Source organism: Aquabacterium sp. (assembly GCF_036279655.1).
Classification (GTDB): Bacteria; Pseudomonadota; Gammaproteobacteria; order Burkholderiales; family Burkholderiaceae_C; genus Aquabacterium.
On record NZ_DASUIT010000004.1, the window covers coordinates 1 to 25,572 of the forward strand.

General features: G+C 64.7%; 19 protein-coding genes and 1 tRNA gene. 7 read left to right on the forward strand and 13 right to left on the reverse strand.

Features of this window, described 5'->3' with window-relative positions; genetic code table 11:
• The 6 genes from VFW84_RS00375 to VFW84_RS00400 form a co-directional block, all read right to left on the reverse strand.
• Nucleotides 1-534: ClpX C4-type zinc finger protein (locus tag VFW84_RS00375; protein ID WP_329678439.1), on the reverse strand; the 534-nt coding region annotated here is incomplete at its 3' end.
• Between the two features lie 124 nt (nucleotides 535-658).
• Entirely contained in the window at nucleotides 659-1,270 is a 612-nt protein-coding gene (clpP, locus tag VFW84_RS00380; protein WP_329678440.1) for an ATP-dependent Clp endopeptidase proteolytic subunit ClpP, read from the reverse strand.
• A gap of 680 nt (nucleotides 1,271-1,950) precedes the next feature.
• Nucleotides 1,951-3,276 (reverse strand): trigger factor, encoded by a 1,326-nt coding sequence (gene tig, locus VFW84_RS00385; RefSeq protein WP_329678441.1) that lies wholly within the window; start codon nucleotides 3,274-3,276, stop codon nucleotides 1,951-1,953.
• A gap of 44 nt (nucleotides 3,277-3,320) precedes the next feature.
• Nucleotides 3,321-3,407, reverse strand: a tRNA-Leu gene (locus VFW84_RS00390).
• 142 nt (nucleotides 3,408-3,549) lie between these two features.
• Nucleotides 3,550-6,699 carry an efflux RND transporter permease subunit gene (locus VFW84_RS00395; RefSeq protein ID WP_329678442.1) on the reverse strand — a complete coding sequence of 1,050 codons (3,150 nt, stop codon included), beginning with the start codon at nucleotides 6,697-6,699 and terminating at the stop codon, nucleotides 3,550-3,552.
• Nucleotides 6,700-6,746: 47 nt separating this feature from the next.
• Nucleotides 6,747-7,919 (reverse strand): efflux RND transporter periplasmic adaptor subunit, encoded by a 1,173-nt coding sequence (locus VFW84_RS00400; RefSeq protein ID WP_329678443.1) that lies wholly within the window; start codon nucleotides 7,917-7,919, stop codon nucleotides 6,747-6,749.
• A gap of 232 nt (nucleotides 7,920-8,151) precedes the next feature.
• On the opposite strand from VFW84_RS00400, the gene VFW84_RS00405 reads away from it, so the two are divergent.
• On the forward strand, nucleotides 8,152-8,976 hold the full coding sequence (locus VFW84_RS00405; protein ID WP_329678444.1) for a phytoene/squalene synthase family protein: 825 nt from the start codon (nucleotides 8,152-8,154) through the stop codon (nucleotides 8,974-8,976).
• Between the two features lie 30 nt (nucleotides 8,977-9,006).
• On the opposite strand, the gene VFW84_RS00410 is transcribed toward VFW84_RS00405, so the two are convergent.
• Nucleotides 9,007-10,212 carry a TIGR03790 family protein gene (locus VFW84_RS00410; protein ID WP_329678445.1) on the reverse strand — a complete coding sequence of 402 codons (1,206 nt, stop codon included), beginning with the start codon at nucleotides 10,210-10,212 and terminating at the stop codon, nucleotides 9,007-9,009.
• Between the two features lie 155 nt (nucleotides 10,213-10,367).
• On the opposite strand from VFW84_RS00410, the gene VFW84_RS00415 reads away from it, so the two are divergent.
• Nucleotides 10,368-11,114, forward strand: a complete 747-nt coding sequence (locus tag VFW84_RS00415) for an IclR family transcriptional regulator (RefSeq protein ID WP_329678446.1) — start codon at nucleotides 10,368-10,370, stop codon at nucleotides 11,112-11,114.
• Between the two features lie 890 nt (nucleotides 11,115-12,004).
• On the opposite strand, the gene pbpG is transcribed toward VFW84_RS00415, so the two are convergent.
• The 6 genes from pbpG to VFW84_RS00445 all read right to left on the reverse strand — a co-directional run bounded on the left by pbpG (nucleotide 12,005) and on the right by VFW84_RS00445 (nucleotide 18,992).
• On the reverse strand, nucleotides 12,005-13,225 hold the full coding sequence (gene pbpG / locus VFW84_RS00420; RefSeq protein WP_329678447.1) for a D-alanyl-D-alanine endopeptidase: 1,221 nt from the start codon (nucleotides 13,223-13,225) through the stop codon (nucleotides 12,005-12,007).
• 153 nt (nucleotides 13,226-13,378) lie between these two features.
• Nucleotides 13,379-14,920 (reverse strand): 2-isopropylmalate synthase, encoded by a 1,542-nt coding sequence (locus tag VFW84_RS00425; RefSeq protein WP_329678448.1) that lies wholly within the window; start codon nucleotides 14,918-14,920, stop codon nucleotides 13,379-13,381.
• A gap of 292 nt (nucleotides 14,921-15,212) precedes the next feature.
• Nucleotides 15,213-16,052 carry a CDP-diacylglycerol--serine O-phosphatidyltransferase gene (gene pssA, locus VFW84_RS00430; RefSeq protein ID WP_329678449.1) on the reverse strand — a complete coding sequence of 280 codons (840 nt, stop codon included), beginning with the start codon at nucleotides 16,050-16,052 and terminating at the stop codon, nucleotides 15,213-15,215.
• Nucleotides 16,053-16,063: 11 nt separating this feature from the next.
• Nucleotides 16,064-16,708: a phosphatidylserine decarboxylase gene (locus VFW84_RS00435; RefSeq protein WP_329678450.1), complete on the reverse strand. Its 645-nt coding sequence runs from the start codon at nucleotides 16,706-16,708 to the stop codon at nucleotides 16,064-16,066.
• On the reverse strand, nucleotides 16,705-18,024 hold the full coding sequence (locus tag VFW84_RS00440; protein WP_329678451.1) for a mechanosensitive ion channel family protein: 1,320 nt from the start codon (nucleotides 18,022-18,024) through the stop codon (nucleotides 16,705-16,707). Before VFW84_RS00440 ends, VFW84_RS00435 begins: the two co-directional genes overlap by 4 nt.
• 29 nt (nucleotides 18,025-18,053) lie before the next feature.
• The gene (locus VFW84_RS00445; RefSeq protein WP_329678452.1) at nucleotides 18,054-18,992 is read right to left on the reverse strand and encodes a histone deacetylase family protein; all 939 of its coding nucleotides are present in this window, start codon (nucleotides 18,990-18,992) and stop codon (nucleotides 18,054-18,056) included.
• 50 nt (nucleotides 18,993-19,042) lie between these two features.
• Between VFW84_RS00445 and VFW84_RS00450 the strand changes: the two genes are divergently transcribed.
• From VFW84_RS00450 to VFW84_RS00470, 5 genes are all read left to right on the forward strand, one after another.
• Nucleotides 19,043-19,948 (forward strand): MoxR family ATPase, encoded by a 906-nt coding sequence (locus VFW84_RS00450; protein WP_329678453.1) that lies wholly within the window; start codon nucleotides 19,043-19,045, stop codon nucleotides 19,946-19,948.
• Between the two features lie 14 nt (nucleotides 19,949-19,962).
• Nucleotides 19,963-20,952 carry a DUF58 domain-containing protein gene (locus tag VFW84_RS00455; protein ID WP_329678471.1) on the forward strand — a complete coding sequence of 330 codons (990 nt, stop codon included), beginning with the start codon at nucleotides 19,963-19,965 and terminating at the stop codon, nucleotides 20,950-20,952.
• Nucleotides 20,949-23,060 carry a DUF3488 and transglutaminase-like domain-containing protein gene (locus VFW84_RS00460; RefSeq protein WP_329678454.1) on the forward strand — a complete coding sequence of 704 codons (2,112 nt, stop codon included), beginning with the start codon at nucleotides 20,949-20,951 and terminating at the stop codon, nucleotides 23,058-23,060. The genes VFW84_RS00455 and VFW84_RS00460 overlap by 4 nt, the downstream gene beginning before the upstream one ends.
• Before the next feature lie 22 nt (nucleotides 23,061-23,082).
• Nucleotides 23,083-24,294, forward strand: coding sequence for a lytic murein transglycosylase B (gene mltB / locus VFW84_RS00465; protein ID WP_329678455.1), 1,212 nt, complete (start codon nucleotides 23,083-23,085; stop codon nucleotides 24,292-24,294).
• A gap of 114 nt (nucleotides 24,295-24,408) precedes the next feature.
• A complete protein-coding gene (locus VFW84_RS00470) occupies nucleotides 24,409-25,452 on the forward strand; it encodes a Fe(3+) ABC transporter substrate-binding protein (protein ID WP_414638841.1) in 1,044 nt (347 codons plus the stop codon).
• Nucleotides 25,453-25,572 lie beyond the last annotated feature (120 nt).

Genomic DNA, 25,572 nt, shown 5'->3' on the forward strand with positions numbered 1-25,572 from the left:
ATTGCAGTTCTGCAGCAGCTTCTGGATGATGTTCTCGACGTCTTCACCCACATAACCGGCTTCGGTCAGGGTGGTGGCATCGGCGATCACAAAAGGCACGTTCAGCAGGCGGGCCAGGGTCTGGGCCAGCAGCGTCTTGCCCGAACCCGTGGGGCCGATCAGGAGGATGTTGCTCTTGGCCAGTTCGACCTCAGGCTTCTTGCCCTCACCGACCGCACCCATGTGGCGCAGGCGCTTGTAGTGGTTGTAGACCGCCACGGACAGGGTGCGCTTGGCCGCATCTTGTCCGATCACATACTGATCGAGGCTGGTCTTGATCTCGGACGGGGTGGGCAGATCGCTGCGGGCAGGCTTGCCCACGGCATCCACCTCTGCGGCCACCTCGTCGCGGATGATGTCGTTGCACAGCTCGATGCACTCGTCGCAGATGAAGACCGACGGGCCGGCAATGAGCTTTTTGACCTCGTGCTGACTCTTCCCGCAGAAGGAGCAGTACAGGATTTTTTCGCTGGAGGAGCCTTTTTTCTCAGCCATGGTGTTCGGCCTGTGTGAGTTGTGGGCAGACGGCCAATTGATGATAAGTCAAACCGGTGCGTCAGGAACCCTGTAAAGAACGGGGCCTCGGTGTGGCTTTTCTGCTCCACCTTGGCCCGGAGAATCAGGCGCCGCGCTTGTCGAGAACCTTGTCGATCAGACCGTAAGTGGCAGCCTCGTCGGCCGACATGTAGTAATCACGTTCGGTGTCATTCTGGATTTTTTCCAGGGGTTGGCCCGAACGCTCGGCCAGGATGCGATTGAGCTGCTCGCGGGTCTTGAGGATCTCGCGGGCATGGATCTCGATGTCCGTGGCCTGCCCTTGGGTGCCGCCCAGGGGTTGGTGGATCATGATCTTGGAGTTGGGCAGCGCAAAGCGCTTGCCCTTGGCCCCTGCGGCGAGCAGGAAGGCGCCCATGGAGGCGGCCATGCCCATGCAGAGGGTGGAGACGTCCGGCTTGATGAACTGCATGGTGTCGAAAATCGACATGCCTGCGCTCACGCTGCCACCGGGCGAGTTGATGTAGAAAGAAATATCCTTGTCAGGATTTTCACTTTCCAAAAAAAGCAGCTGCGCCACGACCAGATTGGCGGACTGGTCATTGACCGGGCCCACCAGAAAGATCACGCGCTCGCGCAGCAGACGGCTGTAGATGTCGTAGGCGCGTTCTCCGCGGCCCGACTGCTCGATGACCATGGGCACCATGCCCAAGTTTTGCGTTTCCAGTGCGCTCATGTGATTCCTTGAAAGCAATTCGACAGAAATGAGGGTTCCAGTCGGATTTTCAATGTGTGAATTCATTATGACCGCAGCCGGGGGCGCATCTATCGGTCGAAATAACACTCGAGTGGGGATGTCGTCTTTACGCTGCGTGCGGTTTGAACAACGTGGGGTTGGGAATCGAGCGTTTTGGCGGGAGAGCGCAGGGCTGGGTCGGAGGGGGCCTGTTGTCCAGGCTTCAAGTGGGTGGTCCCGCTGCGCGGGACTGCCTTCCGGTGCTCGTCAGGAGGCAGCTAAAGAGCCAGCGCCCCCTCCCCGCACAGCGGGTTCATTGCATGCCACCAGTGGGGCGATGAAGGGCCGAGGGGGGCTCTGGCGGGCGCCTCGGGGGCGCCGAGCAGCACAGCGTCGGGGTGGGTGCGCGCAGCGCGCATCAAGAACTGACTCGTCGGGGTTGCCTGAGCGGATCGCCTGAAGGGCGAGTAGCGAGTTCCCCGACGCCACCTCGACGCGAGCAGCGCAGGTGTGTCCCGCGCAGCGGGACCGCCCCCGTGAAGCCCGGACAGAGGCCACCTCGGCCCGCGCCCCACGCTGCACCGCAAAAACGCAAGATCGCGACGCATGGAAAGATGCAGCCACCCAAAAAAAAGCACCTGCCGAAACAGGTGCCCTTCTCGCCGAAGCGCTCAGAACGATCAGGCCTGCTGACCTTGCTGGCCCATCAACTCTTCGAAGCTGACCGTCTTGTCGCTCACCTTGGCCTGGCCCAGGATGAAGTCGGTCACGTTGGCTTCGATCACCACGGCCTCGACTTCAGCCATGCGCTGGCGGTCGGACATGTACCAGGCGATGACCTGGGCGGGCTGCTCGTAGCTCTGCGACAGCTCTTCGATGTGAGCTTGCAGTTGCTCAGGCTTGGCCTGCAGGTTGTTGTTCTTGACCAGCTCGGCCACGATCAGGCCCAGGCGCACACGGCGCTCAGCCTGCGGGGCGAACATCTCGGCGGGGATCGGAGCCTTGTCGGCGTCCTTGATGCCGCGAGCCTTCAGGTCAGCGCGTGCGTTTTCGACCAGACGGTCGCTTTCGGCAGCCACCAGGGACTTGGGCACGTCGAACTCGGCAACCTTCAGGATGGCGTCCAGAGCAGCAGCCTTGTTGCGGGCAGCCACACGGAACTTGACTTCACGAGCCAGGTTCTTCTGGATGTCGGCGCGCAGAGCCTCCACAGAGCCATCGGCCAGGCCCAGGCCCTTGATGAAGGCTTCGTTGACTTCCGGCAGATGCTGGGCTTCGATCTTGTTGACCGTCACCAGGAAGTCGGCTTCCTTGCCGGCCACATCCTTGCCATGGTAGTCCTCAGGGAAAGCCAGGGGGAAGGTCTTGGACTCGCCCGCCTTCATGCCACGCACGGCCTTTTCGAAAGCTTCGAGCATCTGGCCTTCGCCGACCAGGAACTGGAAGCCTTCAGCCTTGCCGCCCTCGAAAGGCACGCCGTCGATCTTGCCTTCGAAGTCGATGGTCACGCGATCGCCGTCCGCAGCGCCTTCGGCAGCGGGACGCTGGGCGAAGGTGCGGCGCTGCTTGCGCAGGATCTCGACGGTGCGGTCGATGGCGGCGTCATTGACATCGGCGTTGACACGCTCGATCTCGACAGCCGACAGATCGCCCACCTTGACTTCGGGATAGACCTCGAAGGTGGCGTCGAACTGCAGCTGGCCATCCACGGGACCGCCTTCTTTTTCGGCGATGCTGGGTTGACCGGCCACGCGCAGCTGGGCTTCCTGGGCGGCCTTGGCAAAGGCTTCGCCCAGCTTGTCATTGATGACTTCGTACTGGACGGAGTAGCCGTAGCGTTGAGCCACGACGTTCATCGGCACCTTGCCGGGGCGGAAACCGTCAGCCTTGACGGTACGAGCCAGCTTTTTCAGGCGGGTGTCGACTTCGTTCTTGAGGACGTCAGCGGCGAGCGACAGCGTGATGCGGCGCTCCAGCTTTTCCAGGGTCTCCACGGTGACAGCCATGTTGTGAACTCACTAAAAGAAATGTTGGCAATGAACGGTCGTCTTGGTGCGCGGGGGGGGACTCGAACCCCCACACCATTGCTGGCGTCAGGACCTAAACCTGGTGCGTCTACCAATTTCGCCACCCGCGCGAACGACCGGATGAACCCTTGCGGGCGGGCCAGATCCTTCAAGCCGGACGTCAGCAAGCAGGATCCAGCCGATATTCGGTCGGAACCCGTGATTCTAACGCGCCAAAGCGCGCTTTCTCGGGCCCCGTCCGAGCAAACTCTCTCAGGCGGCAGAACCAGGGCGGCGAACCCTGAACCAGGCTGCGTACATCGCGGGCAGCGCCAACAGCGTCAGCGCGGTCGCCACGATCAGCCCGCCCATGATGGCCACGGCCATCGGGCCCCAGAAGGCACTGCGTGTGAGCGGGATCATGGCCAGCACGGCGGCCGCAGCCGTCAGCACGATCGGGCGGAAACGCCGCACGGCCGCGCCGACGATGGCGTTCCAGGCCGGCATGCCCGCGCTGCGGTCACTCTCGATCTGGTCGATCAGGATGACCGAGTTGCGCATGATCATGCCCATCAGGGCGATCACACCCAGCATGGCCACAAAGCCGAAGGGGCGATTGAGCAGCAGGAGCGAGGCGGCCACGCCAGCGATCCCCATGGGGCCGGTCAGGAACACCAGCATCGCCCGACTGAAGCTCTGCAACTGCAACATCAGCAAGGTGAAGATGATGAACAGCATGATGGGCATCTTGGCAATGATGGAGCCCTGGCCCTTGGAGCTTTCCTCGGCCGTGCCCGCCAGTTCGACGCGATACCCGGCTGGCATCTTCTTTTGCAGCTCCGTCAACTGGGGCCACAGCGCCGTGCTGACCGTGGGGCCCTGCACGCCATCGCTCACATCGCCCTGCACGGTGATGGCAAAGCGACGCCCTTCGCGCCAGATCACACCCGGCTCCCAGACCAGCTTGGGCTTGGCCACCTGCAGCACCGGCACCATGCGGCCCGAGGCCGTGGGCACATAGGCGTTGTCCAAGGCGCCCAGGGTGACACGTTCGGATTGCGGTGAGCGCAGCACGATGTCGATGGTGCGGTCGTCTTCGCGGTACTGGCCCACGGTCACACCCGAGGTCAGCACACGGCTGGCCTGAGCGATCGAATGGGTGGTCACGCCCAGGGCGCGCGCCTTGGCCTGGTCCACATCCAGGCGGATGGCCTTGATCGATTCGTTCCAGTTGTCGTTGACGCCATGCATGTCGGGGTGGAGGCGCATGATGGCCTTGGCCTCGTCGGCCCAGTGGCGCAATTGCGAGATGTCGTCACCCACGATGCGGAACTGCACCGGGTAAGGCACCGGGGGGCCGTTGGGCAGCAATTTGACCCGCGCACGCACCTCGGGGAACTCGGCATCGACCAAGCGGGGCAGCTCATGGCGCACACGCTCGCGGGCTGCTGCATCCTTGGGCACCACGATAACCTGGGCCACATTGCTCTGAGGGAAAATCTGGTCCAGGGGCAGATAGAAGCGCGGCACACCGGCGCCCACCCAACTGCTGACCATCTTGACGTCCGGGTGCTTGAGCATGCGCTCTTCGAAGCGGCGCGTGGTGCGCTCGGTGGCTTCGAAGCTGCTGCCCTCGGGCAACCACAGATCGACCAGCACCTCGGGACGACTGGAATCCGGGAAGAACTGCTGCTGCACCTTGCCCATGCCGACCACCCCCAGCGCCAGACACACCAGCGTCAGACCGATGGTGGTCCAACGGTATTCGACACACCAATTCACCAGTCGCTTGAAGCGGCCGTAGAAGGGGGTGTCATAGAGGTCCAGCTGAGCGCCCTCCCCGGGAGCCACCTTGGGCTTGGTCTTGAGCAGCCACTGGCCCAGGTAGGGCACGAAGTACACCGAGACCACCCAGGAGATGATCAGGGCCGCCGCCGTGACGGCAAAGATGGCGAAGGTGTACTCACCCACGGCCGAATTGGCCAGACCGATGGGCAGAAAACCGGCGGCCGTGATCAGGGTGCCCGTGAGCATGGGCATGGCCGTGATCTCGTAGGCCGCGGTCGCCGCGCGAACCTTGTCATAGCCTTCTTCGAGCTTGTGCACCATCATCTCGACCGCAATGATGGCGTCGTCCACCAGCAGGCCCAGGGCAATGATCAGGGCGCCCAGCGAGATCTTGTGCAGGCCCACCCCCCAGAAGTACATGACCAGAAAGGTCACCGCCAGCACCAGGGGGATGGTGATGGCCACCACCATGCCGGGCCAGATGTCCAGACGCAGGGGGCGGGTGTGCAGGCCCAGGCTGACAAAGCTCACGCCCAGCACCACCACCACGGCCTCGATCAGCACCTGCAGGAAGTCGCCCACGGAGTGGGACACCGCCTCGGGCTGGTTCTGGATCTGTTCAAGCTCGATGCCCACGGGCAGGTCGGCCTTGATCTCGGCCGCCGTCTGCTGCAGGCGCTTGCCCAGGGCGATGATGTCGCCTCCCTTGGCCATGGAGATGCCGATGGCCAGCACCTCCTTGCCCTGGTGGTGCACCTTGGTGACGGGAGGATTTTCGTAAGCACGGCGGACCGTGGCGACATCCCCCAGGCGCACCGTGCGCGCCTGCCCGTTGACCGGGTTGATGACCCGCAGGGGCATGGCGCGGATGTGCTCAACGGTGTTGAAAGCCCCGGTCACGCGCATCTGCACGGTGTTCTGGTCGCCGCTGTAGACCCCTGCCCCCTCGATGCCATTCTGGGCATTGAGCTGGCCGATCACATAGTTCAGATCCAGGCCCATCTGGGCCAGGCGGAACTGCGGGATCTCGACAAAAATCTTTTCGGGTTGCACGCCGAAGAGCTCGACCTTGGCCACGTCCGGCATGTGCAGGAACTGCCCGCGCACCTTGTCAGCGTACTGTCGCAACTCCTCATCCGAGAAGCCATCGGCCGACAGCGCATAGATGGAGCCGTAGACATCGCCAAACTCGTCATTGAAGAACGGACCCAGCACCCCTTGCGGCAGGGTGTGGCGCATGTCGTTGACCTTCTTGCGGGTCTGATACCAGATGTCGGGGACTTCCTTCGGAGGCGTGCTGTCCTTGAGCAGCAGCAGGGAGTAGGTCTCACCCGGCTTGCTGTAGGAGCGCACCTTGTCCACATGAGGGACTTCCTGCAGGGTGCGCTCGATCTTGTCGGTGACCTGCTCGGCCATGACCTGGGCGGAGGCGCCTGGCCAATAGGAGCGGACCACCATGATGCGGAAGGCAAAGGGCGGGTCTTCGTCCTGTCCGAGCTGGAAGAAGGCCGCCAGGCCCAGCAGCATCAGCGCCACCATCAGGTAGCGCGTCAGGGCCTTGTGCTCCAGCGCCCAGCGGGACAGATTGAATGTCGACGGACGGTCGTCCGGCGTGTGTGAGGAGTTCGACGTCATCGCGGTCTGGAGGATTCGACAGGGTTACCGACTGGGCGCGAGCGCGCTCACTTCACAGCGGTCGCAGGGGCTGCCAGCGATTGCGCACCCACCGCACCGGCAGCCGCATCGGCCGCAGCCTTGTCCACCAGGCGCTTGACTTTCTGACCCGGCGTCAGCACATGGGCGCCGGCTGTCACGACCTCCTGCCCAGGGCGCAAACCTGCCGCCACCAGCACGATGTTGCCGCTCACGTCGGCCGTGATCACGTTCTGGCGCGAGACGGTCATTGACTTGGGATCCAGCAGCCACACCACCGACTTGCCCTGGTGCTCGGTCAGGGCATGCAGTGGCAGGCGCAAGCCTTCACGGATGCGGGCCGGCACGGTCAGCGCCACCGTGGCGGTCTGGCCCAGGGTGGCATCCAGTGCCCCCACATCGGCCTTGACCTGCAGGGTGCGGGTGACCGTGTCGGCCGCCGCCGCCATCTCGCGGATCGTGGCGGGCACCCAGCGATCGCTTCCCCAGCGCCTCACCTTGAGGGCCCCCGGCTTGCCCACCAGGGGCCGAACGGCGGCAGAAAGGTCCTCGGGGATGACAAACACCACATCGCGCGGGCCATCGTGGGCCAGCGTGATCACCGGCATGCCGGCCGCCACGACCTGGCCAGGCTCGGCATCTACGGAGGTGATCACCCCTGCGGCCGTGGCCGTCAGTTGACTGTAGGACGTCTGATTGCCCTGAACCTGCGACTGGGCGCGCGCCTGTGCCAGCGAGGCCTCGGCAGATTTGAGCATGGTCTGATGGCGCTCCAGCTCAGCGGCACTGATGAAGCCCTGTGCTCGCAAATCCTGGAAACGCTTGAAATCAGCCGCGGCCTGTTGGGCCTGCGCCTGTGCGGCCATCAGGCCTGCACGGGCCGCTTCCTGCCCCAGGCGCAGATCGGCGGCATCCAACTGGGCCAGCACCTGCCCACCACGGACCGACTGGCCCAACTCGGCCTGCCGGGCGGTGATCTTGCCCGGCACGCGGAAGGACAGGCGCGTCTCGACACGCGCCCGGATCTCTCCGGAGAACTCCCGATCCAGGATGCCGCCGGTATCGGCGATCACCATCGTGCGCACCGCACGCACCGGCGTTTCAGGCGCCTTGGCCTTGTCGCAGCCCGTCAGACCCAGTGCCACGGCAGACACCACCAGGGCCGTGAGACGCCCAGTCGAAAAGAGAGATCTCTGAATCATGAATCGATTGTCGTTATGAGAGCGATGCCACGCATCATGCACCCTGCTGGGCGCTCATTTTGCACCCAGTGAAACAGAGTCAAAATTACTGACTCGTGAGTCAGTAATGTAGAAGCCCCGCGGGGTGGATGTCAATTGATCCAAGGCGACAATACGCACCCTTGCGCTGTTCCTGGCGCACTTTGGCGCACCTTGCCCACACCCCTGTCCGGATATGCCTGCTGATAACAAGATGACGGTGCCGAGACCCGGCAGCAGTCTGCACCTGGCCTTGCTGATGGCGGGCCCGCATCGCGAGCGCCTGCAGGCCTGGATCCAGTGGTGGCACGAAGTCAGCGCCATTCCCTACACCGTGTCCGACCCGTCGGTGGCCGATCGCAAGTTGGCCTGGTGGGCGCAGGCTGTGATGGACGCCTTCAAGGCGCCGCCGCAGCACCCCTTGCTCATGGCCATGGCCCGACCACGCGACCCCCTCACCGGGCCGACCATGGCCTTGTGGCTGGAGCAGATCGACGGTCTGCGCACCTTGACACAGCAGACCCGCTGGCTGGACGACGCCACCCTGGAAAAGCACGCCTGGGCGACCACCGGTGCGGCATGTCAGGGGGCCGTCATGCTGATGGGCGCACAACAGGAAGCCACCCTGGCCTGGGCGCGGCGCCTGGGCGTGGCCTTGCGGCGCGCCCACATCCTGGAGCGGCTCGGCCAGGATGCCCAGCTCGGCTGGCTGCATGTCCCGATCGATGTGCTGCAGGCCCATGGCGTGCGCGCACATGAACTGCTGCGCCCGGCCTCGGACACACCCGGACCAGAGATCCGCCAACTGCTGGGTGCCTGGCATGAGCGCACCGCTGCCCTGATTCGGCAGGCGCTGGCCGAGACCCGTGCATGGCCCGCCTCAGAGCGTCGCGCTACCCGCCCGCTGCAGGTTCTGGCACACCTGCATCTGGCCCTGATGGACGACTTGCAGCAAGCCGGCTATGCCGTGCTGCGACAGCGCGTGGCACTGGGCCCCTGGCGCAAGCTGTGGATCGGCTGGCGCGCGCGCTGGATGTGAGTCAAGGGGCTTTGCGCCCGGCTTGCCCCCTCAGCGCATCGCGGCGGTGGGTGCCTTGTCCTTGTCGGCGCGGATCCGATCAAAGGGCGCTGCCAGCGGCTCGCCCACAAACAGACCTTGCTGGGGCCACAACACGCTCTTCCAGTAGCTCTCGATGGCGGTGGCGCCCTGTGAGTAAAACAGGAACAGGGCCTGGGGATGCGGAAACTTCTGCCAGTGCGAACAGGGCTCGGTGGTGCTGCCATACGAGGCCGTGGCGCCCGCACCGATCCACGACAGCACCGTCATCTGACCGTGCGGTTTGTCCAGCATGCCGCCAAAGGAGGTCAGATGGTCCGCCAGCGCCCCGGGCAAGAACTCATTGGTGTCCAGAAAATCCACCTGCGCCCGACCTGTCATGTAGATCAGCACGCGAGAGGCGTTCTTGAGGGCGTCGGTCTGGTCCAGGTACACCTGTGTGTTGAGCCCCGCCAGCGGGCCCGCCGGCGGGAAGAACCACTGACGAACGCTGCGCACGCTGTCAGAGGTGGTCACGTAATGGAGATTGGCCGGGGGGGCGCCTTTCAGTCCCAGGGTGCCATCGGAGCGAACGCCTCGATCGATCAGGGCCATGCCTTCGTCGACGCTGGGCGCGGCCAGCAGCATGCTCAACCGCATCTTGTAGTCCTGGTAGGGCCTCGTGGAGGGCGAGCCGAAGTACCTCGATGGCCTGGAGGGCGCACAGGTGCGGCTGCACAGCGCGGGATCAAAACCCGTCGTCAATGCGCCCGTGATGGAGTTGCACTCCACGCCATAAGGCAAGCGCCAAGCCAGGGCCAGCGCCTGCACCCGGTCGCCATAGAACTGATCGATCTTGCGGGACAGCTCATTGAACTCGTCCCGACTCAAGGTGGACTGGATCGGCAGACTCACCCGCAGGATCTGGTCATCTGCCAGGCCTCGGGCGCGAGCGTAGTATTCCCCGATCTTCACGGAGTAGGGATCGTCGGTGTTGATGACCAGGCCCACATCCCTGGACGACAGCTTGCCGAACACCCGAGGAACCGCCGCCCAGCTTCGCTTGACAGGTGCCTGGGGACGCGCAGCAGGCGCGGACGATGCAGACAGTTCCGCCGCAGCAGGATTGGCGCCGGACGCCTTGACGGCTGGCTCCTGAGCCAAGGCCAGCCCGCCCCCCAAACCGAGAACGACGACACAGCTCAGATGACGCAACAGCTTGGGGAAGAAAAGGTGCATGGTGCTCCAGTAGAGGCCAGGAATGCGAAGAGGTTCCAGTCTCGAACAACTCACTGGAGCACTTGAGTGACAAATCACCCCTGTGAGGGGGATTATTCCGCCGATTGAGCATGGATCCCACATTTCAAAATGGGATGTCATGGAGGGGAATCCCGATGAACGAACCCAAATCACAGTCCACATCCATCCAGGTGATGAGCCGGATGTTTGCGCTGCTGGACACCCTGGCACAGGGCCAGGAAGCTGTATCACTCAAACACATCAGTGCTCAGACGGGTCTGCACCCGTCCACCGCGCACCGCATCCTCAACGATCTGGCGGCAGGTCGCTATGTTGAACGCGCCGGCCCTGGCAGCTACCGATTGGGCTTGCGCCTGCTGGAATTGGGCAATCTCGTTCGCTCTCGACTGGACCTCAAGGAAGAGTCGCTCAAGCCCATGCTGGAGCTGCACCGCCTCACGGGCCTGTCCGTGAGTCTGCATGCCCGCCAGGACCACGAAAGCGTGTGTCTGGCGCGCACCATGCAGGAACGTCACGGCGTGACCATGCAGCGCGTCACCACCGGCCGCGCGCCCCTGACAGACACCCTCCCCGGTCGCACCATGCTGATCAAGGACTCGCTGGCACAGGTCAATCATCTGTGTCAGTTGCAGGGTCATCGCCCCGAAGCCGTGGCGCTGGATCTGCAGCAATTGCGTCAGAGCGGCGTGCTCACGGGCACCGACGATACCCATGCGGGTGGCGCACCCTGTGTGTGCGCCCCGGTCTTCAACGATGCCGGTCAGGTGATTGGCTCGTTGAGCGTCACGGGCACGTCGGTGGTCGATGTCAGCGCTGCCCTGCAGAACACCACCTCACGCATTTCGGCCCTGATGGGTTGGCCGGTGGCCGATCAGGCCTGATCACATGCCCCCTCTTTTCACCAGAGGGGGTTGGACACACAACCATGCGCCGTTTTGCATGCATCGCGATCTTGCGCTTTTGCGGTGCAGCGCGGGGCGCGGGGTGAAGGGGCACGCGGCCGGGCTTCAATGTGGGTGGTCCTGCCTGCGGCAGGACTTCCCTGCGGTGCTCTCCATGGGCTTGTGCCGTGGAACTCGCTCCGCGGCTTTCAGCCGCTGCACTCGAACAACCACGGCAAGCATGTTCACGAAGCGCGCTGACGCGCGCCAAGCCCATGGCTGCGCTCCTCGGCACCCACAAGGCGCCCGGCCGCGTGCCCCTTCACCCCTTTGATCGCCCCGCTGGTGGCCTGCGTAGACGTCCTGGCGTGCCATGGTCGCTGCGCTTTCGCACCCATGGACGAACGACATAGAGGCCTTCGTGTGATCGCTCCCAACTCATTCATCCGCCGCCCTGGCTTTCACGTTCAAAGCGCGCGAGCCGTACCCGTGGCGGTCTCGGCATGCCACCAGCGGGGCGAAGAAGGGCTGAGCCGGCTTTCGGGCGGGCGCCTTGTGGGTGCCGAGGAGCGCAGCCATGGGCTTGGCGTGCGCAGCACGCATCGTCATCTGACTTGCCGTGGTTGTGCGAGCGCAGCGGCGTCAGCCGCGAAGCGAGTTCCACGGCACAAGCCCATGGGAAGCACCGCAGGGCAGTTCCGTCGAAGACGGAACCACCCACATTGAAGCCCGCCCGGAAGTCGGTTCAGCCCGCGCCCCGCTCTGCATCGACAAAGAGTACATCAGGTGACACCGCCCCCCGGAAATGCATCATGAACCAATTAAAAAGGCGCCCTCCAGGGCGCCTTTGGCATGACTTGCACCCACGCAAAAGGCGGGCCGCAAGCCCATCAGGATCGGGGCTGTGACGTCACCTGCATGGCGGCCGATGGACCGCTGTGGCGACCCGCCGTTTCGATCCAGCGACGCACACGCTCCGCATCACCCAGGCGCGAATACTTGCCTGAGGAATCCAGGAACACCATGATCAGCTTGCGCCCCGCCATGCGAGCCTGCATGACCAGGCAACGCCCGGCTTCCACGATGTAACCCGTTTTTTGCAGACCGATGTCCCAGGTGGGGTTGCGCACCAGACTGTTCGTGTTGTGGAACTGGATCTGGCGAGCGCCCCGCTGGATGGCATACCCGGTGGACGTGGAGAGCTCACGGATCAGCGCCTGTTGAGACGCAGACTTGACCAGATTGGCCAGATCCTTCGCGCTGGACTGGTTCTGGCTGCTCAGACCCGTCGGCTCCACGTAATGGGTGTCACGCATGCCCAGTTGCTGGGCCTTGGCGTTCATGGCAGTCACAAAGGCGCTCAGGCCGCCGGGGTAGTGACGCCCCAGAGCGTGTGCAGCCCGGTTCTCGGAGGACATCAGGGCCAGGTGCAAGGCCTCACCGCGCGTGAGCGTGGTGCCCACGGCCAGACGCGAGCTGCTGTTCTTTTCAGTGTCCACATCGTCTTGCGTGACGGTGATGGTCTCGTCCATGGGCAGGCGGGCCTCGACCACGACCAGGGCCGTCATCAGCTTGGTCAGCGAAGCGATGGGCAGGACGGCTTCGGAGTTCTTGGCCAGCAGGATCTCGTTGGTGTCCTGGTCCATCACGAGGGCCACGCTGGATTTGAGGTCGAGCGGATCGGCCGTGTGATGCAGGCCATAGATCTGCCCGAAGGAAGCACCCGACGCCGCCGACATAGACGGCGAAGCGATGATGGTGCGGCCTGTGGATGTGACGGGCGGTGCCGCATGGACCGACACCGGCACCAGACGCGCCGGCACGGCCAGATCATCTGCGCTGGCCATAGCACGAACAATGCCGCTGCGCGGCGCCTGCACCTGAGAGGCTCGGGCCATCACGGAAGCCCCCTTGCGCGAGCTCTTGGCAGCCACCACGCGGGCACGGGACTTGGACTTGCTGACCGTGCGCTGCACCTTCTTGATCTTGACGATCTTCACGACCTTCACCTTCTTGGCGGAGGTCTTGGTGACTGCCTGCGTCCGACTGGATTTGTGACGCGTCGTGGCAGCATCAGCCTGGGCAACCCAGGACACGGCCAGGACGGACATCAAGGCTGAAACCAGCCAGCGAAGCTTGAACTTCTGATCTACCACGACAAACCCTTTCGACGTGACACAAGTGTAATTAGAAACACGCGCCAGATCAATGACTTACGCGCATTTCATCAAGTGGCCTCGCTCACAAGGCCACTCCCATTGGGGTTACCCCTGTGCCGCGACCCGCTCTGCGTTGCTGTGCAGCTTGTTCAACGCGGACAAATACGCCTTGGCAGAAGCCACCACGATGTCGGGATCTGCGCCGACGCCGTTGACCACCCGACCACTGTGCTGCAGACGGACGGTGACCTCGCCTTGCGATTCTGTGCTGCCCGAGGTGATGGCATTGACCGAATAGAGAACGATTTCGGCGCCACTCTTGGCCACCGACTCGATGGCCTTGAGCGAGGCGTCGACCGGGCCATTGCCATCGCTCTCGGCGACGTGCTCCTGGGAGCCCGCCGCAAACACGACGCGGGCATGCGGGCGCTCGCCGGTTTCGGAGCGCTGCGACAGGGCCACCAGGCGGTAGTGTTCCTGCTCGCTGGTCACGCTCTCATCTCCCACCAGGGCAATGATGTCCTCGTCGAAGATCTCGCTCTTGCGATCGGCCAGTTCCTTGAACTTGGTGAAGGCGGCGTTGATCTCGGCTTCGGAGTCGAGGTCGATGCCCAGCTCCTGCAGGCGCTGCTTGAAGGCATTGCGGCCCGAGAGCTTGCCCAGCACGATCTTGTTGGCGGCCCAGCCCACGTCTTCGGCGCGCATGATCTCGTAGGTGTCACGTGCCTTGAGCACGCCATCCTGGTGGATGCCCGAGGCGTGCGCAAAGGCATTGGCCCCCACCACGGCCTTGTTGGGCTGCACGACAAAACCGGTGGTCTGCGACACCAGACGCGAGGCAGGCATGATCTGGGTGGTCTCCAGCCCCACATCAAGGCCGAAGTAGTCTCGACGGGTCTTGATGGCCATGACGACTTCTTCCATCGCGCAGTTGCCGGCACGCTCGCCCAGGCCATTGATGGTGCACTCGATCTGGCGGGCACCGCCGATCTTCACGCCGGCCAGGGAGTTGGCCACAGCCATGCCCAGGTCGTTGTGGCAGTGCACGGACCAGATGGCCTTGTCGGAGTTGGGCACCTTCTCGCGCAGCGTCTTGATGAAGTTGCCGTAGAGCTCCGGGATGGCGTAGCCCACCGTGTCGGGGATGTTGATGGTGGTGGCGCCTTCATTGATCACGGCCTCGCACACACGAGCCAGGAAATCCATCTCGGAGCGGTAGCCGTCTTCGGCCGAGAATTCGACATCCGAGGTGAGGTTGCGGGCGAAACGCACCGAGGCCTTGGCCTGCTCCAGCACCTGCTCGGGCGACATGCGCAGCTTCTTCTCCATGTGCAGCGGGCTGGTCGCGATGAAGGTGTGGATGCGCCAGGAGTTGGCGCCCTTGAGCGCCTCGGCCGCGCGACTGATGTCGCGGTCATTGGCACGCGCCAGCGAGCACACGGTGACATCCTTGATGACGTCGGCGATGGCTTTGATGGCTTCGAAGTCACCGTTGGACGACGCGGCAAACCCCGCCTCCATCACATCGACCTTCATGCGCTCGAGCTGGCGGGCAATGCGCAGTTTCTCTTCACGCGTCATGGAAGCGCCAGGCGATTGTTCGCCGTCACGCAAGGTGGTGTCGAAAATGATGAGCTTGTCGGTCATGGTGGTCTTTCCGGTGGCAAGGTGTTCAGGAAACCAGGGAGCGGGGCTGAGCAGCGCCGGGGCCGCCATGGCTGTGAAACAAGGTTGCCAAAAACAAAACGGCCCGCAAGAAGCGCTTGGCGGGCCGTGATGACGAGGTTCTCAAGATGTACTGCGTACAGACGTCGAAAATCAACGCGCCCGGGGCACTCCTGACAGTCGTAGCGACAAGGGACGTTGGATCGACTTCATGGCTGGAAATATACCATGCACGATGTCGATCAGGGATGGGCAAAAGCCCTGGAAAAGGCCATCAGCGGTGCAGCCCGGCCTCGTCGGGCTCATCGGTCGAGGTGGAAATCACGCTCACCGGCTTGCCCTTGAGTCGGCGCCACACGAAGACGGCATAACCCGACACCCCGTAGACGACAAACACCGAGAACAGCACCCCCGCCGGATGCAGGTTGATGATGGCAATGCTCAGCGCGATGGCCACGATGACGATGAAGGGCACGGTGCGCTTGAAGCTCACGTCCTTGAAGCTGTAGAAAGGCACGTTGGTGACCATCGTCAAGCCCGCGTAAAGCGTGAACGAAAACGCCAGCCAGGGCATCCAGGCCAGGGTCCGCCCCGCAGGGCCCCAATCGGTGACCACCCAGATCAGCCCCACCACCAGCGCCGCAGCGGCTGGACTGGGCAAGCCCTGGAAGAAACGCTTGTCGACCACGCCGATGTTGGTGTTGAAGCGCGCCAGACGCAAGGCTGCGCCCGAGCAGTAGACAAAAGCGGCAATCCAGCCCAGCTTGCCCAAGCCCTTGAGCGCCCATTCATAGACGATCAGTGCAGGCGCCGCCCCGAAGGACACCATGTCCGACAGGCTGTCCATCTGTTCGCCAAAGGCGCTCTGGGTATTGGTCATGCGGGCCACCCGACCGTCCAGGCTGTCCAGCACCATGGCGCAGAAAATGCCGTAGGCCGCCTGCTCGAACTGCCCGTTCATGGCCATCACGATGGCATAGAAGCCCCCGAACAGGGCCGCCAGGGTGAACAGGTTGGGCAGGATGTAGATGCCCTTGCGGCGAGGACGCGGCAACTCGTCGTTGTCGTCCAGATCATCCGCGCGGGAGGGCTCGGTGGGGGGGATTTGCGTCATGGGTAAGGAACTCAGGCCTTGGGCAAGGTCGCCACGATGGTGGTGGTGGCCAGCACCCGGTCTCCCAGGGCCACCAGCGGCAAGGCATCAATGGGCAAGTACATGTCGATGCGAGAACCAAAACGATTCTGACCGAAACGCTGACCCCGCGTGAGGACATCGCCGGGTTTGACATGGCACAGCACACGCCGGGCGATGCGACCTGCCACCTGCACCAGGGTCACCGTGCGACCGTGCGCATCGATGACCACCGCGTTGCTGGCCGGCTGTGCGGACACATCGGAGGCCGAGGCCTCTCTCAAGCCCGGCATGCGGCGCACGTGCCGCACGACACCATCGACACAGGCGCGGTGTGCCGGTGTGCCCAGCACATTCATGAAGACGCTGATCAGGAGCGCCTCACGGTTGGTGTAGGGATCGCGAACTCGGCCAATGCTGACGACGCGGCCATCGGCGGGTGACAGCACCGCCCCCGGATCGGAGGGCACGTCCCGAGGGCGGGTACGCCAGAGCACGACGGCCAGCACCAGCGCCCCCCAGCACAAGGCTGACACCAGCCCCAGCCCGAGCAGCCAGGTGGAGACACAGGAGGCCAGCAGCGCCAGGGCGATCATCACCCGGCCATCGAGGGCCGCAGTCGGTTGCGATTCAATCATCTTGCGGCGGAGGATACCTCAAGCCGGGCCTCTGGCGGTGCATGGCCCGCCGACCATTGCAGCACACGTTGCGGATAGGGAATGTCCACGCGCAGTTCATTGAGGCAGCGCAGGATGGCCAGATTGACGTCCGAGCGAGGCTCCACTTGGCCGTTCTCGGGGTCCTTCAGCCAGCAGTGGATGGTGAGCTCCAGCCCGTCGGACGCGAAGGCGGTTAGGTAGACCCCCGGCGCGGGTGTCTGGTGGATGCGGGGCACCGCCGCCACCGCTGCCTGCAGCAATGGCCTGAGCCAGTCCAGGTCAGTGCCGTAGGCGACCTGCACGGTGGTGGTCAGCATGAGCTTGCTGTCGGCCAGCGAGGCGTTCTCGACCCGCTGTGTGATGAGCATTTCGTTGGGCACGATCGCCTCGCGCCCTTGCGAGGAACGCAACACGGTGTAGCGGGTGTTGATGTCCGTGATGCGTCCTTCGAAATCATCAACCTTGACCAGATCCCCGATGCGCAGGCTGCGCTCGGCCAGGATGACGAAGCCACTGACGTAGTTGGCGGCCAGTTTCTGCAGCCCAAAGCCCAGGCCCACACCCACCGCACCCCCCAGCACCGACAGGGCCGTCAGGTCCACCCCGGCGGCCGACAGGGCCAGCATCAACCCGATCGACAGCAGCAGGGCCCGGATGGCGTTGGCGGCAATCTTGCGCAAGGAGAGGTTGTCGGAGCCCGCGCCTTTGAGCAGGCGCGACTCGATGGCCGATGAGATGGACAAGGACAGGATCAGCACCAGCACCGCCGAGAGCGAGCCTTCGATCAGATTGCGCAGGCTCAGCGTGGTGCTGCCCACTTTCCAACTGATGCCGTCCAACTCTTCCAGCAGCAAAGGCAGGATGCCGGTGACCCACAGCACAGTCGCCACCCAGGCCAGCCAGGACACGGTGCGCTCGATGGCCGCCACGGCCGACGAGGTCGGAAACGCCGCCCTGAGCACCTTGACCGTCAGGCGGATGGCCGCCAGCGACAACAAGATGGGAATGACCAGCCGAAAGACGGCCAGAGGCACCTGATCGAACATCACACGGCGCGCGCCCAAGGCCAGCACCAGCGCCAATGCAGGAAACAGCACGCCGTCGATCACATGTTTGCCAAACCAGATGGAATCTGCAGTGGCCTCCTTGCCGCGCCACAGACGCACCATCAACCAAGCCAAGCCCAGACAGCCCAGCAGCACGCCCATCTCCAGCAAGGCCGAGGGCTGCTGAAGCTGGCGCCACAATTGAGCCAGTTCGTCGGCAGTGAGCGGATGAGCAGAATGAGGTGTCACGGTCATGGGTCTATTTTGACCCAGACCGATCAGCTCGCGCCGGTGAGCACCTTGATGTGCGCAGCCACAGACCGCCCCAGGGCGGACAGGTTGTAGCCCCCCTCCAGGCAGGACACCACCCGCCCATCCGAATGACGGCGCGCGACATCCATGATCTGCTGCGTGATCCAGATGTAGTCATCCTCGACCAGCCGCAGGCCACCGACATCGTCCTCCAGATGGGCATCGAAGCCCGCCGAGATGAAGATCATCTGGGGCTTGAAGGCCTCCAGCGCCGGCAGCCATTTCTGAAGGACCGCTTCTCGCACGAACGTGCCGTCCGAGCGAGGTGCCAGAGGCACGTTCACCGCATTGCGCCCCAGGGGGTGTGTGCCCGTGAAGGGATAGAGCGGGTGCTGGAACAGACCCACCATCAGGACACGGTCGTCATCGCAGAGGATGTCTTCACTGCCATTGCCGTGGTGCACATCGAAGTCGACCACCGCGACCCGCTGCATGCCCCGGTCGTCCAGCGCATGACGAGCCGCCACAGCCACATTGTTGAAAAAGCAAAAACCCATGGTTTCATGCCGCGTGGCGTGGTGTCCCGGTGGGCGCACGGCACAGAAGGCATTGCTGAAGGTGCCGTCGATCACGGCATCGGTGGCCGCGACCGCCGCACCGGCCGCCCGCAAAGCCGCATTCAGGGTATCGGGCATGGCCACGGTGTCGGGGTCCAGGTGTCGGTGGTCCCCGTTTTCCTGCAGGCGCCGCAGGATGTCCAGCGTGCCCAGCACATAGTTGGTATCGTGGGCGCGCCCCAGTTGCTCGACCGTGACCTCGGGGGCCTCGCGGTGCTGCAGCACCGCATCCAGGCCTTGAGATCTCAGTTGCTGATCGATGGCCACCAGCCGCGCCGGGCACTCGGGATGCCCCTCACCCATGTCGTGACGACGACAGGCCTCATGTGTGAAATATCCGGTCGCCATGGCGATGTCTCCGCGCCACTGTCTGTGGCTGTTTCATGTATGGTGACGACATGCTGCAAAAACTCGTAGACCAGATTAGCACGATCGTCATTGGCAAGCGAGAGCAAATCGAGCTCAGCGTGATCTGCCTCCTGGCAGACGGCCACTTGTTGATCGAGGACATCCCCGGCGTGGGCAAAACCACACTGGCCCAGGCGCTGGCCCGCTCGCTCGGCCTGAGCTTTTCGAGAGTGCAGTTCACGGCCGACCTGCTGCCCTCCGACCTGCTGGGGGTGAGTGTCTATGAGCGCGCCACCGAGGGTTTCGTCTTCCATCCGGGGCCGGTCTTTGCGCAGGTCTTGCTCGCCGACGAGATCAACCGTGCCGGTCCGCGCACTCAAAGCGCGCTGCTGGAGGCCATGGAGGAGCGGCAGGTGTCGGTGGACGGGCTGACCCGCCCCCTGCCCAGCCCGTTCTTCGTGCTGGCCACACAGAACCCGACCGAGCAGTTGGGCACCCATCCTCTGCCCGAATCTCAACTCGACCGCTTTGCCCTGTGCATTTCCCTGGGCTATCCGGATGCCCAGTCCGAACGACAACTGCTGCGCGGAGAAGATCGCCGAGCGCAGTTGCAGGCACTGGCGGCCGTGCTGAGCCCGGCGCAATGGCAAGCCAGTCAGCAGGCTGTTCACGATATCCACGTCTCGGATGCCCTGCTCGACTACCTGCAGGCCCTGGTGGCAGCCACCCGCAACGGCCAGTGGTGTGCTCAGGGCCTCAGCCCGCGTGCGGCCCTCTCGCTGCTGAAACTGGCCCGCGCCCGCGCACTGCTGCAGGGCCGCCACCATGTGTCGCCCGAGGACCTGCAGGCCCTGTGGGTGAACGCCGTGGCACACCGGCTGGTGCCACTGCCCAGCCGCCCCGGCAACCAGGCCGAACAGGCTCGCGCCCTGCTGGCGGCCGTGCCCGTGCCCTGAGCAACGGGGTGCGCATGCTCACGGCCTGGCAATCGCGCTGGAGGCGCTGGATCGACAGCCGCTCACCCCGGCAGAACCAGCTGACGCTCACCCAGCGCAATGTCTACATCATTCCGGCCAAAGGGGGCTGGGTCTATGCCGCCGTGGTGGCCGTGCTGCTGGTGGCGGCCATCAACGAGCAGCTCAACCTGGCCTACGCCCTGGCCTTCCTGCTGGGCGGTGTCGGCCTGTCAGCCATGTGGCTGACACATGGCAATCTGCGTGGGCTGAGCCTGACCCTGGGGCCCAGCGCCAGTGTGCATGCAGGCCAGCCCCTGCAGGCCCATGTGGTGCTGGACGCCCGCTCACGCCGCCGTGGCCGGCACGGTCTGACGCTGGCAGGCCAGCCCTGCGACGTCGGCGCCGATCAGCAGACCCATGTGCACGTCAGCGTGCCCACGACGCAACGCGGCTGGATGCTGCTCCCCCGCTGGCGCGTGGAGAGCACCTACCCCCTGGGCCTGTTCACGGCCTGGGCCTACTGGCGCGCCGAGCCTGCCGTGCTGATCTGGCCTGCGCTGGAGCCTCACGCCCCGCCCTTGCCCAGCGGGCCGGGAGGCGAAGGCGACCGGCCCACCTCGGCACAGCACATGGCCGCACCGCTGCCCGAGGAGGTCCGGGAATGGCAGCGTGGCGATGCCCTGCGCACAGTGGCCTGGAAGAAGTCTGCCACCCGGATGGCCTCCGGGCTGAATCCGGTCAGCCGCTTCCACCCGGCCCAGGCCAGGCAGCAGTTGTGGATCGACTGGGAAGACGCCCATGGCCTGGCCACGGAAGCACGCCTCAGCCGGCTGGCCGCATGGCTGGTGATGGCCGAGCAGCAGGCTCAGCATGACGGCCAGATCTACGGGCTGCGCCTTCCTGGTGTGAGCCTGCCTTGCGCACATGGCCATGCCCATCTACAGCGCTGCCTGGACACCCTGGCCCAATGGGGTCCCCCTGCCCGTGGCGAGGTGGACACATGATCGCGTCCTTGCGCCATGGACTGCCTCTGCGATGGAAGGCCCTGACCCGTGAGGCCCGGGACACGCTCTGGCTGCTGGCCGCGCTGGCGCTGGTCCTGACACCTCATCTGCCCCGGCTGCCCTGGTGGGCCGGGGTGGGCGCCACCGTGGCGCTGGTGTATCGGGCCTACCTGGCCTGGCGGGATGCCCCCCTGCCCTCACGCTGGTGGCTGATGGGCTTGTTGCTCGCATCCCTGATCCTGACCTGGCTGACCTACCGGACCCTGATCGGACGAGAGCCTGGCATCACCCTGGTGGTGATCCTGACCACGCTCAAGGCCCTGGAACTCAGGGCCCGGCGCGACGCATTGGTCTGCCTTTATCTGGGTTTCTTTCTCATCTTCACGCAGTTCATCTACAGCCAGGGCCTGGGGACCGCCGCCCTGATGCTGGTGGCGGTCTGGAGCCTGCTGTCGTCTCTGATCCTCGGGCAGCGTCCGCTGGGACGCCCGCCCCTGCGCGAGGTGGGCACGGAAGCCCTGCGGGCCATGTTATGGGGCCTGCCACTGATGCTGGTGCTGTTCGTGCTGTTTCCGCGCATCGGCCCCCTGTGGGCCATGCCCACCGAGGCGCGAGCACGCACCGGCCTGTCCGAGACGCTGCAACTGGGCGAGGTCTCCGAGCTGTCCCAGGACGACAGCATCGCCATGCGACTGGCGTTCCAGGGGCCGCGCCCGCTGCCCTCGCAGATGTACATGCGGGGCCCCACCCTGGACGACTTTGACGGACGCACCTGGACGCCGGCACGCTTTCGCGGCCTGCCACCGGTGGCGTTCAAGGGGCCGGCCTGGTCCTACACCGCCACCCTGGAGCCGTCGATGCTGAAGGTGCTGCCCCTGATCGAGGGGACCGCCCAGGCTGCACCCGTGGCCGCGAGCCCGGACTTGAAACTCTTTCGCACCGGTCTGGACTGGGTTCGCCTGGGCGGGATGAACCGGCGCATCCAGATCCAGGCCGTGGCCTATCCCATCGCGCAACAGGGGCCTGTGGGGCACCAGGCCGACATGAGCCGATGGCTTCGTCTGCCTCCCGGCTACAACCCTCGCACCTTGGCATGGGCGCGCCAATGGCGGCAACAAGCGCCCTGGACGCAGGCATCGGCTCGCTCTTTGAGTGCGGGCGTGCTGGCCCACATCCGGCAGCAGGACTACCGCTACACCCTCAGCCCGGGCGGGCCGTCTCAAACCACCACCCCGCATCTGATCGACGACTTCTGGATGGACCGTCGCGCCGGCTTTTGCGAACACTTTGCCACCGCATTCACCGTGGTCATGCGCGCCATGGGCGTGCCCGCCCGGGTGGTGACGGGCTACCAGGGTGCCGACCTCAACCCGCTGGACGGCCAGTACATCGTCCGCAACAGCCACGCGCATGCCTGGGCCGAGGTCTGGTCGCCTGAAGAGGGCTGGATCCGCGTGGACCCCACAGCCGCCGTGGCGCCGGAACGGGTTGAACAACCCTTGCGCGTGCGGCCACTGGCCGGGCTGCCCGGGCCGCTGGGCGAGCTCGATCCTGCTGCACTGAGGCGCCTGCGCGATGCCTGGGATGCCGTGGACCATCGCTGGAACGTCTGGGTTCTGCAGTACGCCCGAGGACAGCAGATGGACCTGATGCGCCAGTTGGGATGGTCCCAGCCGGACTGGACCCAACTGGCGCAGGCCCTGGCCGTGGCGCTCTCGGCGCTGGCACTGGGTGGCAGTCTGGTGGCCTGGCTGGGCCGGGAGCGCCCCCGGGCTCAGCCCTGGCTGCGTCCGATGACCCACGTCCACCACGCGCTGTCGGCCCTGGTGCCTCCGCCTGCGGGCCCCGCGCCCGCACCGGCATCGGCATGGCAAGCCCATCTGGCCCGGCACTGGCGCAACGCTGCCCCCCCTGGCCATGAACCCGCACTGTCGGCCACACAAGGAGACCTGCTGCGGACCTTGAACGAACTGGATGCCCTGCGCTATGGCCCCCTCGCCCCCACAGATCACGAGCGGTCGCTGCGACGCCAGCGGCTGGCCCTGGTGCGCCGCATCCTGGCCATGGCACGCAGCCTGCGTGCCGATGCGGCACACTCCTCCCCGTGATCACCCTGTCGAGAACCTGACCATGCTTCTGCCGTTTCCGGCCACCGCCCACGCGCCAGGCGCGCGCCCCACGTCCCGCCGGACCGCTTTGTGCCTGAGTGTCCTGGCCTGCCTGATGGCGCTGGGCGGCTGCAGCAGCACGCCACAGGTGCCTCCTCCCGCCCCCGTGGTCAGCATCGCCATCCCCGCGGACAACGATGCCACACCGGCCGTGGCACAGGCCATCACGCCGCGTCTGAGCCCGCAGGCGCTGCCCCTGCCGGTGAGCCCCTTGCCCAACAGCTATGCGTTTCGCGAAGATGCCCGGGCCCTGGCCACCAAGCTGGCACAGCAGCAGCAGCTCGATGAGCAGTGGGTGCGCTCGGTGCTGGCGCAGGCACAGGTCAGCGACGCCGTGGCCAAGCTGATCATGCCGGCGGCCAGCCCCGCCGCGAAGAACTGGGCGCTCTACCGCAGCCGCTTCATCGAACCCCTGCGCATCCGCGCGGGCGTCAACTTCTGGCGCACCCACGAAGCCACGCTGCGACGCGCGCAAGACACCTATGGTGTCCCCATGGAGGTCATCGCCGGGGTCATCGGCGTGGAGACCATCTACGGGCGCAACACCGGCAATTTCCGCGTGCTGGACGCCCTGAGCACGCTCAGCCTGGACTTCCCCAAGGGACGCAGTGACCGCAGCGCCTTCTTCCAGGAAGAGCTTGGCCAGTTCCTGCGCCTGTGCGCCGAGCAGCGTGACGACCCCACCACCGTGCTGGGCTCCTACGCCGGCGCCATCGGCCTGCCGCAATTCATGCCCAGTTCCATCCGGCGACTGGCGGTCGACTTCGACGGCGACGGCCACATCGACCTGCGCAACAGCCCTGCAGACGCCATTGGCAGTGTGGCCCATTACCTGGCCCGTAGCGGCTGGCGCAAGGACCTGCCCACCCACTATGCCGTGATCCCCCCCAAGGACGAATCTGCCCTGGGCACCTTGCTGGCGCCTGACATCCTGCCCACCTTCACCGCCCCCCAGATGCAGCAATATGGCGCCTTGCTGGACGCCCCGGGCCAAAGCCATGAGGGCAAGCTGGCCCTGGTCCTGCTTTACAACGCCGATGCCGCCCCGACCTATGTGGCCGGCACCGACAACTTCTACGCCATCACCCGCTACAACCAGTCCAGCTACTACGCCCTCGCCGTGATCGAGTTGGGACAGGCCGTGGCTCAGGCTGTGCGTGGCAGCAACAACTGAGGTCTTTACTCCGCACACACAAATACGAATTATTCGTATTTGATATGATGAGCTCATCTTTGACTCGAGGATCTCGTCATGCTGACCCGCCTACGCTCGCATTTCTCACTCACCATGCGCCGCGCTGCCCTGCCCTGCGCGACCCTGCTGGCGACGCTGGCCATGGCGGGCGGTGCCCATGCCGATGACGAGCAGGTGCTGAACCTGTATTCGGCCCGGCATTACCAGACCGACCAGGCGCTCTACGACAACTTCACCAAGGCCACCGGCATCAAGATCAACCGTGTGGATGCCGACGACGCCGGCCTGCTCGCCCGTCTCAAGAGCGAAGGCGCTGCCAGCCCCGCCGATGTGATCCTGCTGGTGGACGCCGCACGGCTGTGGCGCGCCGAGGTGGACGGTCTGTTCCAGCCCGTCAAGTCCGCCACACTGGAGCAACGCATCCCTGCACAGCTGCGCGGCAAGGACGATGGCAAGGGCCCTCAGTGGTTCGGCTTCTCGACCCGCGCACGCGTCATCGTCTACAACAAGGCCAGTGTGAGCAAGGGGGACGTCAGCACCTACGAGTCGCTGGCCAACCCCAAGAACAAAGGCAAGGTCTGCACACGCTCGGGCTCGCACCCCTACAACCTCTCGCTGTTCGGATCCCTGCTGGAACACATGGGGCCCGCTCAGACAGAAGCCTGGCTCAAGGGCGTGGTCGACAACATGGCACGCGACCCCAAGGGCGGCGACACCGACCAGATCAAGGCCGTGGCCAGTGGCGAGTGCGCCATCGGCCTGACCAACACCTATTACCTGGCACGCATGATGCGCTCGGGCAAGCCGGAAGACCGCAGCGCCGTCGAACGTGTGGGCGTGGTGTTTCCCAATCAGCAAAGCTGGGGCACTCACGTGAATATCGCGGGAGGCGCCGTGGCTCGCCATGCCCGTCATCGCGAGGCGGCCGTCAAGTTTCTGGAGTATCTGGCCAGCGACAGCGCCCAGGGCTACTTTGCCAATGGCAACAATGAATATGCCGTGGTCAAGGGCCTCAAGATCAATAACCCCGCTCTGGATGCCATGGGCAACTTCAAGTCCGAAGTCATCCCCATTTCCGTGGTGGGAATGAATACGGCACGCGTTCAGCAACTGCTGGACAAGGTCGGATATCGATAATCGTCCACCCCCAGGCCCCATCCATCACCCGGCCCTTGGCCGGGTTTTTTTATGTTTCTTGAGCCAGGCAATTACAGTCCGATTAACCGGGATACACATGCTCAATTGCAGAGGCATTTC